The organism is Moorena sp. SIO3I6 (assembly GCF_010672095.1).
Genome location: NZ_JAAHHU010000730.1, coordinates 1 through 2360, shown reverse-complemented (window position 1 = coordinate 2360; position 2360 = coordinate 1). Strand labels below are relative to the sequence as shown.

At 41.3% G+C, this 2360-nt stretch carries 2 protein-coding genes; both read right to left on the bottom strand.

Annotation, left to right across the window (positions count from 1 at the left end; all coding sequences use genetic code 11):
• Positions 1–574 precede the first annotated feature (574 nt).
• Positions 575–1423 (bottom strand): sulfotransferase domain-containing protein, encoded by an 849-nt coding sequence (locus F6K49_RS41965; RefSeq protein WP_293107208.1) that lies wholly within the window; start codon positions 1421–1423, stop codon positions 575–577.
• A 93-nt stretch (positions 1424–1516) separates the two neighbouring features.
• Positions 1517–2242, bottom strand: coding sequence for a 3-deoxy-manno-octulosonate cytidylyltransferase (kdsB, locus tag F6K49_RS41960; RefSeq protein WP_293107205.1), 726 nt, complete (start codon positions 2240–2242; stop codon positions 1517–1519).
• Positions 2243–2360 lie beyond the last annotated feature (118 nt).

Below are 2360 nucleotides of genomic sequence, written 5' to 3'. Positions count from 1 at the left end.
AAAAAGCCGTCCTAGAAGGACGGCTTTTTTTTAAAACTTTTTCTTGACAGTTTGTACTAGGTGTGCTAGTATAAGATTATAAACAATAGACTTTTAAAAGAGATAGATACTATCTAACCATAAGTAGGCAACGTAAAAAATATGTCTGAGATACATATTGCGTAATTTAGTCTAACGACTTTAACGTCTATGAAAAATTTAGATCTAAAAAAGTATCTATCTCTAAAAAAAAAAGTAAAGGTACGGTGGGGCACACCGAAACCATTATCTATGATCAAAACGCTTAGGTCGAATCGGCCTCTACTCTTTCTGGTTCCGACCTGGCTGAGCAAGTCGGCTCGTTGTTCGCGTAGCGTGGCCATAGGCCAAGTAAGAATCCCCGTTCTTACTTCGGCGGGGAGTGTCAATTATTGTTAACTATACAATGGGTTGTACTAATATGTAAGCTGTCACCCATTTAAACTCCCTGGTATTAAATCAGAAAAAAAACCCTGAAACTCTTTTACCTTCTGCCTTCTGCCTTCTGCCTTAGCAAGGCAGGCTGATTAACGTCAGAAGCCAACGTAGACTATGCCTATTTAGGCATCTCATAACCGAATTGCTGCATGGTTGCACTGTGTAACTCCCAAAGAAGGCTGAGCTGGTTGTCGGTATAGTACTTTTCCCAGCCATTAGCTTTTCCAGAGCGGATATGTTGCGGGTCTTTTTTATGCAGCTCCTCAAATGAAAGTTCTTGCTTGGAGGGATTATAATCTAGACTAATCAAGGCTTTTATCTGCTGACATGCCCTGCGCCTATCCGCCAGCACATCTTCAAAGCGGAGTCTTAAAAGTCTGTCATTTAGAGAAGGTATGACTTGATTCCAACTTTGATACCATTCACTCCACGAGCCAAATGTCACTTCTCCTCTAATTACTTCATCGAGAGTTTTAACGTCTTGCCAGAAATCCTTGATGAAATTGAAATAAGACCAAAGAACAGAACCGGGATGACGAACAGGTAAGATGACGTATTCCCCTTCAAAATATTCTTGGTAGGGTAGTTCGTGGGTTTTGATAAAGAAGGGAGATTCCTCAGCTGCCAATTTTTGGCGATTTTTCGGCGTTAGCACGCTCAAACAGCCAGGAAGTAAGTAGCGGCAATCTTTCGTATAAGGGGGCACATTCAGGTCATAAAGAGCAATCCAGTTTTCTAGATTGTTTTTATTAATTTGAGCATGCAACTTACCCCACAAAGATTTTGAAATTATCTTGTCCTTTGGCCAACGCCAGTTTTTGATAAAATTTACGGCTCCACTAGCATAGGTCTCAGGTTTCCTACTACCTCCGTAGACTACAGTCATTGGTCGCTCAAAGAAAGTTTGAATTGTTTGCTGGGTCAATGAGTTTCCAGAGCGTGGATATGAGGCAATGTAGATAATCATTTATCTATTGATAGACTTACATATTAACAGAATTTTTAGCTACTTAGGGAAAACTGGGATATATTCTCAATAATTTGGATAGCATCTCCAGGTTTAATGATAAATTAAGGCTTGAGCTTTAATTAAATCTTCAGGGGTATTAATCTCCAAAACTGCCTTTTCAGTAATACACACCCGAATGGCAAATCCATGTTCAAGTACTCGCAACTGCTCTAAGCCTTCACACCTCTCTAGGAGTGTGGGTGACAGTTGAGCATATTTGCTCAGGAAATCTCGCTCAAAAGCATAGAGTCCGAGATGGTGGAATACAGGTGCATCTCCAGAATTCCGGAAGTAAGGAATGGGAGCGCGGGAAAAGTAGAGGGCGTGATTTTTGCGATCGCATAAAACCTTGACTGAGTTAGGGTCTTGATAGCTTGTTGCCATATCCAGAGGACAAGCAAGAGTCGTCATCGCAGGAAACTCCCCTTTTAGATAAGGACTTACCAGCTCGGTCAGCATCTGACCAGTAACAAAAGGTTGGTCTCCTTGGACATTAACGATTACCCTCATTTCCGGATAACGTTGAGCTACTTCTGCAACCCGGTCAGTACCAGTAGCATGGTCTGAGCGAGTCATTTCCACCTCTCCTCCAAACTGCCCCACACAATCCGCAACTAATTCAGAGTCAGTGGCAACTACCACCTTAGTGAAATTAGGACAACCTTTAGCTGCCTCATAAACCCTCTGCACCATTGGGCGATCGCCAATCATTGCCAAAGGTTTACCAGGAAAACGAATTGAATCATAGCGAGCAGGAATAACGGCAATAATATTCATAAACTAAGTTACCTAACTGGTGATATAATCACGTTTATAAAATTGCTCAGTAGCTTTTTTAAACTCTCGTAAAGACGAGAAATAACTGGAGAGTATCTCACTTTTTTAAAAATACTCC